Genomic DNA, 6,718 nt, shown 5'->3' with positions numbered 1-6,718 from the left:
CTTTATATCTTCTCTTTTCATTTTAACACTCCGAACTTTTTCTTATTAAAATATCATCAAAAAATATATCTTGTACCACTACTATCTCTTTTTCTTTTATAAGCTCCAATATAGATAAAAAAGTAGCAATTATTTCATCATTTTCATATGATTTTATGATATTTGTAAAAGTAACTTCTATTTTCTCTTTTATAACATTTCTTATATACACTATTTTTTCTTCCACAGATATTATCTTTTTTCTCACTATTTTATCCAATTTTTCATCATTAGTATTTTCAATTTGTGATGTTTTAATCTTAAATATATATGGAAGTATATTTTTTATTGCCTCTATTGATATATCTTCTAAATCTACATTATCATCAATAACTATTTCTTCTTTGGTTCTATAAAATCTTTCATTAATATAAGTTATATTTTCCCTTATATCTTGTGATGCTATTTTAAATTTTCTATATTCTTCTAATTTCTCCATAAGTTCTATTCTTGGGTCTTCTTCTTCATCCTTTTGTTTGTAAAGTAAGTATTTAGATTTTATCTCTAAAAGCTTAGATGCCATAGTTATAAATTCGCTAGTTATCTCTAAATCCATTTTATCTAACATTTTTAGATAATTAAGATATTGCTTAGTTATATCTATAATTGATATATCTTTTATATCTATCTTATGTTTAGTTATCAAGTCATACAGCAAATCTAATGGTCCCTCATAGACTTGTAATTGTATATTATACTTCATATTAACCCCTCTTTAAGTTGTTTATTTTATTAAACAAATAAATATACTATTCTTAGTAATACGGTATATATTGGTGTTAATATTATTTGATATATACCTGTAAATAAAGCAATCAACAAAATTATATAACTCATATTTTCAAATTTATACACATATTCATTCCATTTATATGGAACAAGTGTAGATATAACTCCCCATCCATCAAGTGGAGGTATAGGAAGTAAATTAAAAGCAGCAAATCCCATACTATATAAGAATACATATTCAGCTATTGTATTTATCGCATACATGTGCACATATTTATTTATAATGACACAGACTATAGCAGTCAGAACATTACAGAAAACACCTGCAAGTGAAACTATCAAATTGCCTATCTTGTAATTTTTAAAGTTATTAGGATTTACTGGGACTGGTTTTGCCCATCCTATTCTAAGAATAAACATAGCCAAAAGACCAATTGGGTCGACATGTCTTACAGGATTTAATGTCATTCTTCCATAAGCCTTAGCTGTATCATCACCTAATAAATGTGCCGAGTATGCATGACCAAACTCATGTATTGATATTGCCATGGCTATACCAACCAAACTTGCTACGATTTCTCCTATATTCATACTTAACATTAATGTACATCTCCTAAATTGAATTTTTAATACTATTATAACAATTAAATAACTTATAATCAAAATTATTTTATATTATAATAATTGTGTATACAGGCATAAAATTAAAATTCATTTTTTATTTTATAACTTTTATTATTATATCATATTAGCTGTAAAAATATAATAATTACACTTATTGGTAGTATAATATTATATTGACATAAACTGACATTGTTGTTATCTTATCCGTGTATTACAAATAAAGAGAGTAACAAAATGAATAGTACTGTAGAAAATAATGAACTGAAATTTATATACACAATTGAATCAGATACAGCCCTTGTATTAAAATTTATAAAAGAATTTGCTTCTTATGGGAACATGTTAGACGAAGTTATTGCAACTGAATAAATACTTAATAACTAGCTATTTGTAAAGAAAAAGGCAGAAGCTTTAATCGGTTAGCAAAATAAATTACATATAAATATTATTTAATTTGACAACTAAAAAAATTAAGTTGTCATTTTTTTAGTTGTTATTAGTTTTTAGTCAATATCATACAAGAAGTACAAAAAAATATATGTTACACTTTATACAATATGAAAGGAGGTTGTTCAGGTGAAACAAGAAAAACGCACAGTATGTTTTGATAGTGAATTAGAAGTTGAAGCATATAGATTCAAAGGTATCATGCAAAATTTTCCAAACCATTTTCATGAACACTATGTAATTGGTTTTATAGAGAAAGGTCAAAGATATTTATCATGCAAAAACAAAAAGTATACTACAAGCACAGGAGATTTATTACTTTTTAATCCTTTTGATAGTCATACTTGTGAACAAATAGATAATGAAGTTCTTGATTATAGATGTATTAATATTAAACCAGAAATAATGCAAAAAGCTGTCTTAGAAATTACAGGGAAAAATTATTTACCTAAGTTTAATCAGCAGGTAATATTTCGTAGTGAATTAGTACCTTTACTACAAGAACTACATCATATAATTATGGAAGAACAATTAGATTTTAAAAAAGAAGAAATATTCTTTTTCCTAATTGAACAAGTAATAAAGGAATATACAGAACCAGTTTTGCAGTCTAACTCAGAAAAAATAAGTACAGAAATTCAAATAGTCTGTGATTATTTAGAAAATAATTATGCTGAACGTATAGCACTTGATGAGTTAAGTTATCTAGCAAAAATGAATAAGTACTCATTACTTCGTAATTTTACAAAATTAAAAGGCATTACACCTTACAGATACCTTGAAAATATACGAGTAAATAAAGCTAAGAAACTTTTAGAAAATGGAATAGAACCCATAGATGCTGCTATACAAACAGGATTTGTAGACCAAAGTCACTTTACAAATTTTTTTAAAAACTTTATTGGTCTTACACCTAAACAATATCAAAATATATTTATAAACAATGATAAAAATAACTTTAAAGAAGATGAAAAGGAGAATTAAAAAATGGAAAATAAAAATGTGAAATGTGTTATGGTAATAGATGAAAATTTACCAATGGGAATTATATCAAATACAGCAGCGGTAATGGGAGTTACACTAGGTAAGTATACTCCAGAAATAGTAGGTCCAGATGTAGTTGACAAAACAGGTAATAATCATTTAGGAATTGTTGCTATACCTGTACCTATCTTAAAAGGAAACAAAGAAATTATAAAGAATTTACGTAAAAAATTATATACTCCTGAATTTGAAGGATTAACTGTTGTAGATTTTTCAGATGTTGCACAAGGTTGTAATATTTATGAGGAATTCACACAAAAAATTGCCACTGTCCAAGAAGACGAACTACAGTATTTTGGTATAGGAATATATGGAAATAAAAAGCAAGTAAATAAACTTACAGGTAGTATGCCTTTACTTAGATAATCATTGTAAGCATATGATTATAACAACTTTTAATAGACTAAATAAAAATACCCATATAGTAATTCTATACGGGCATTTTTTATGTGAATTATAGTTTTATCTTATCACAAGTGATTATATCATATTATCAATTATTCTTTGAAGCATTTGTAGGTAACTTGCCTTATTTATATCTTTATTATTTATTAATTCTACTTCACCTATTACTTTTTTATCTTTACATATCTTTATCTTTCCTAAAACAGTACCTTTTTTAATTGGCATTTTAGGATTTTTTACTATTTCTATTTTCTTTTCAAACTTTTTAGAACTTCCTTTTTTAATAAGAGCATTTAAGTCTTCTTTAGCAACTAATTTGACTTTATTTTCATCAGCTTTATCTAATGTAAGTGTAGCAATATTATCTCCCTTACTACATAGCTTAACGCTTTCATAATTTGCAAATCCATAATTTAAAAGACTAGATGCATCATTAAATCTTTCGGGAGAAGTTTCTGCACCTAAAGTTGCCGCAACTAAATGAGTATTACCTCTTTTTGCTGATGCTGATAGACAATATTTAGCTTCTTGAGTAAATCCAGTTTTAACACCAGTAGCTCCTTGATAATGCTTTATAAGCTTATTAGTATTTGCAAGACCTACTGTAACTTGTTTTTTACCTACTACAACCTTATCCATCCATGTAGTTAAGTATTTGCTTATCATTTCATGTTTTAATAATTCTCTAGACATTAAAGCTATATCATGAGCAGATGTATAGTGATTTGCTACTGGAAGTCCATTTGTATTTGCAAAATGAGTATCATTCATATTTAACTCTTTTGCTTTAGAATTCATCCTATCAACAAATCCTTCAACACTTCCAGCCAAGTGTTCAGCCATAGCTACACAGGCATCATTTGCAGAAGCAACAGCTATACCTTTTAATAAAGTATCAACCTTTTGAGTTTCTCCTGGCTCTAAAAATATTTGACTACCACCCATACTAGATGCAGTTTCACTCACTTGTACTTCATCATCAAGTTTAATATCACCTGAATCCAAAGCTTCTACAATAAGTAACATTGTCATTACCTTTGTTACACTGGCAGGAGGAAGCTTTTTATGAGCATCCTTTTCATATAAAATTTGTCCACTACCAACATCCATCAAAATTGCCGATTTTGAAGATATATTTAGTTGGTTGGCATCAGCATTGTCCTTACTATTTGCAAAAGAAAAACTCAAAGGAGTAAATGCAAGTAATATAGCCAAAGCAGTACTAGCTAATTTTTTCATAGATGTCACCTCTTAAAGTTTATTTAAACTTATTTTCTCACAATTAACTTTTTTTATTCTAAATGCCTAGATATACCTTGACCTAAATTTTTTTTCTTTTCAAGCTTTTTAAAATAACCTTCTAAAACACCTTTATTAGATGCATTTTCTATTATTTCAAAGGCATCTTCATAATTCATTCCATATTCTCCTGCTATTTCCATCTTAGTTTGTTTTAAAGCTTTTCTAGCATTTTGTTTTGAAATATTATCCATAAATATCCTCCTATTAATAAAATTTATATATAAGTAGTTTTTACTAATAAAAGATTGTTATAATTGGTATTTTATGTAATATGTAAATTTTTCAATATTAAAAAGACCCCTTGTAATTCTTAAGATGATATCAATTTAATTTTTTGATATCATTTTAAAAATTACAAGAGGTCTACTTTTCAATTTTATAAACTTTATATCCTATACTTCCATTATTATAGGAAGTATCATTGGATTTCGCTTAGTTTTTTGATATAAATATTCTTTTAGGTTTTCTTTAATGTTATTCTTTAAATAAGCCCATTCTTTAATATTTTTCTCTTCACACTCGTTTAGAACGTTTTTGATTATATCCTTTGCTCCATCCATTAAATCTTCAGACTCTCTTACATACACAAAGCCTCTAGATATTATATCTGGACCTGCTAAAACTTTACCTTCATCTTTAGAAATAGTTACTACAACTATCATAAGACCATCTTCTGATAAATGCTTTCTATCTCTTAAGACTATATTACCTACATCTCCTACACCTAATCCATCAACTAGTATGTTTCCTGTTTGTATACGATTTGCTACTTTAGCAGAGTTCTTATCTAACTCTAAAACATCTCCTGTTTGCATGACAAAAATATTTTCCTTGTCCATACCAAGTTGTTCAGCTATTTCAGCATGTCTTTTTAACATTCTATATTCACCATGAGCTGGCATAAAAAACTTTGGTCTAACTAATGCATGTATAAGCTTTAATTCTTCTTGACAGGCATGTCCAGAAACGTGTATATCCGCTATATCACTATATACTACTTCTGCTCCTTTTTCAAATAAGAAGTTTATTACTCTTGATATTAATTTTTCATTTCCTGGTATTGGATGAGCGGATATTATCACTAAATCGCCACTCTTTATTTCTACTTTTTTGTGCTCTGAAAAAGCCATTCTAGCAAGAGCTGACATTGGTTCACCTTGTGAACCAGTCGTTATTATCACTAACTCGCCATCTTCATACTTGTATATATCATTTAAATCTATTAGCATATCATCAGAAATATCTAAATATCCTAATTCCTTGGCAACTCCAACTACATTTACCATTGAACGACCTGATATAGCAACCTTCCTATTAAACTTTTCAGCGGTATTTATTATTTGTTGTAATCTGTGTATGTTAGATGCAAACGTAGCAACTATAATTCTTCTACCATTTCCCTTTGCAAATAACTCATCAAGACCTACTCCAACAGTTTTTTCAGACATAGTAAATCCTGGTTTTTCTGCATTAGTACTATCTGCTAACATTAAAAGAACTCCTTTTTTGCTTAACTCACAGATTCTATGCATATCCATAACATCACCATCAATTGGAGTTAAATCAATCTTAAAGTCTCCTGTATGGTATATTATCCCTTGGTCTGTGTGTACTGCAATAGAGTAAGCATCTGGTATACTATGGTTATTTTTCAAAAACTCTACTTCCATATTATCAAGCTTTATAACTTGTCTTGGAGTTATGACATTTAACTTAACATTATTCATCTTATGTTCTTTCAATTTTACTTGTATAAGACCTATACTAAGTCTCGCTCCATATACAGGAACATTTATCTTTTTTAGTATATATGGAAGAGCTCCTATATGGTCTTCATGTCCATGTGTAATAAATATACCCTTTATTTTATCCCTGTTTTTGACTAAATAAGTTATGTCTGGTATAACTATATCTACCCCTAACATTTCATCTTCTGGAAAACTAAGTCCAGCATCTATAACAATTATTTCATCTTTATACTCAACAACAGTCATGTTTTTTCCAACTTCGTTAAGTCCACCTAAAGCCATTACCTTTATCTTGTTGGTGTTCTTTTTGAACAATTGCATCATCTCCTTCTGTCTATTTAATTTTTTAACACGTTCTACAATCTTAAATAATATCAAAT

8 protein-coding genes are annotated in these 6,718 nt (G+C 27.9%); 3 read left to right on the top strand and 5 right to left on the bottom strand.

The features are described from left to right. Positions 1-22 precede the first annotated feature (22 nt). Together KGF52_RS12550 and KGF52_RS12545 are read right to left on the bottom strand one after the other, a co-directional pair. The gene (locus tag KGF52_RS12550; RefSeq protein WP_227840402.1) at positions 23-742 is read right to left on the bottom strand and encodes a segregation/condensation protein A; all 720 of its coding nucleotides are present in this window, start codon (positions 740-742) and stop codon (positions 23-25) included. A 29-nt stretch (positions 743-771) separates the two neighbouring features. Further along, positions 772-1,368: a site-2 protease family protein gene (locus KGF52_RS12545; protein WP_227434204.1), complete on the bottom strand. Its 597-nt coding sequence runs from the start codon at positions 1,366-1,368 to the stop codon at positions 772-774. Positions 1,369-1,626: 258 nt separating this feature from the next. Here KGF52_RS12545 and KGF52_RS21460 point away from each other — a divergent pair, with 258 nt between their 5' ends. From KGF52_RS21460 to KGF52_RS12535, 3 genes are all read left to right on the top strand, one after another. After that, the gene (locus KGF52_RS21460; protein ID WP_255287758.1) at positions 1,627-1,761 is read left to right on the top strand and encodes a hypothetical protein; all 135 of its coding nucleotides are present in this window, start codon (positions 1,627-1,629) and stop codon (positions 1,759-1,761) included. 207 nt (positions 1,762-1,968) lie between these two features. Beyond that, a complete protein-coding gene (locus KGF52_RS12540) occupies positions 1,969-2,823 on the top strand; it encodes an AraC family ligand binding domain-containing protein (protein WP_227827182.1) in 855 nt (284 codons plus the stop codon). A 3-nt stretch (positions 2,824-2,826) separates the two neighbouring features. Continuing rightward, complete coding sequence (locus KGF52_RS12535; protein WP_227434201.1) at positions 2,827-3,249, top strand: DUF2000 domain-containing protein; 423 nt, start codon at positions 2,827-2,829, stop codon at positions 3,247-3,249. Between the two features lie 114 nt (positions 3,250-3,363). On the opposite strand, the gene KGF52_RS12530 is transcribed toward KGF52_RS12535, so the two are convergent. The 3 genes from KGF52_RS12530 to KGF52_RS12520 form a co-directional block, all read right to left on the bottom strand. Then, positions 3,364-4,527: a D-alanyl-D-alanine carboxypeptidase family protein gene (locus tag KGF52_RS12530; RefSeq protein ID WP_227434200.1), complete on the bottom strand. Its 1,164-nt coding sequence runs from the start codon at positions 4,525-4,527 to the stop codon at positions 3,364-3,366. A 53-nt stretch (positions 4,528-4,580) separates the two neighbouring features. Next, positions 4,581-4,781: a CD1290 family small acid-soluble spore protein gene (locus tag KGF52_RS12525; protein ID WP_227434199.1), complete on the bottom strand. Its 201-nt coding sequence runs from the start codon at positions 4,779-4,781 to the stop codon at positions 4,581-4,583. A gap of 201 nt (positions 4,782-4,982) precedes the next feature. Beyond that, a complete protein-coding gene (locus KGF52_RS12520; protein WP_227827473.1) occupies positions 4,983-6,659 on the bottom strand; it encodes a ribonuclease J in 1,677 nt (558 codons plus the stop codon). Positions 6,660-6,718 lie beyond the last annotated feature (59 nt).

This window comes from Clostridioides sp. ZZV15-6597, from assembly GCF_020657815.1.
GTDB lineage: Bacteria > Bacillota > Clostridia > Peptostreptococcales > Peptostreptococcaceae > Clostridioides.
This window is presented reverse-complemented; position numbering and strand designations above follow the sequence as displayed.

Bases quoted from the DNA above. Each gene is read 5' to 3' on its own strand.
- KGF52_RS12535 (WP_227434201.1), top strand. From the start codon at position 2,827: ATGGAAAATAAAAATGTGAAATGTGTTATGGTAATAGATGAAAATTTA.
- KGF52_RS12550 (WP_227840402.1), bottom strand. From the start codon at position 742: ATGAAGTATAATATACAATTACAAGTCTATGAGGGACCATTAGATTTG.
- KGF52_RS21460 (WP_255287758.1), top strand. From the start codon at position 1,627: ATGAATAGTACTGTAGAAAATAATGAACTGAAATTTATATACACAATT.
- KGF52_RS12545 (WP_227434204.1), bottom strand. From the start codon at position 1,368: ATGTTAAGTATGAATATAGGAGAAATCGTAGCAAGTTTGGTTGGTATA.
- KGF52_RS12525 (WP_227434199.1), bottom strand. From the start codon at position 4,781: ATGGATAATATTTCAAAACAAAATGCTAGAAAAGCTTTAAAACAAACT.
- KGF52_RS12520 (WP_227827473.1), bottom strand. From the start codon at position 6,659: ATGCAATTGTTCAAAAAGAACACCAACAAGATAAAGGTAATGGCTTTA.
- KGF52_RS12530 (WP_227434200.1), bottom strand. From the start codon at position 4,527: ATGAAAAAATTAGCTAGTACTGCTTTGGCTATATTACTTGCATTTACT.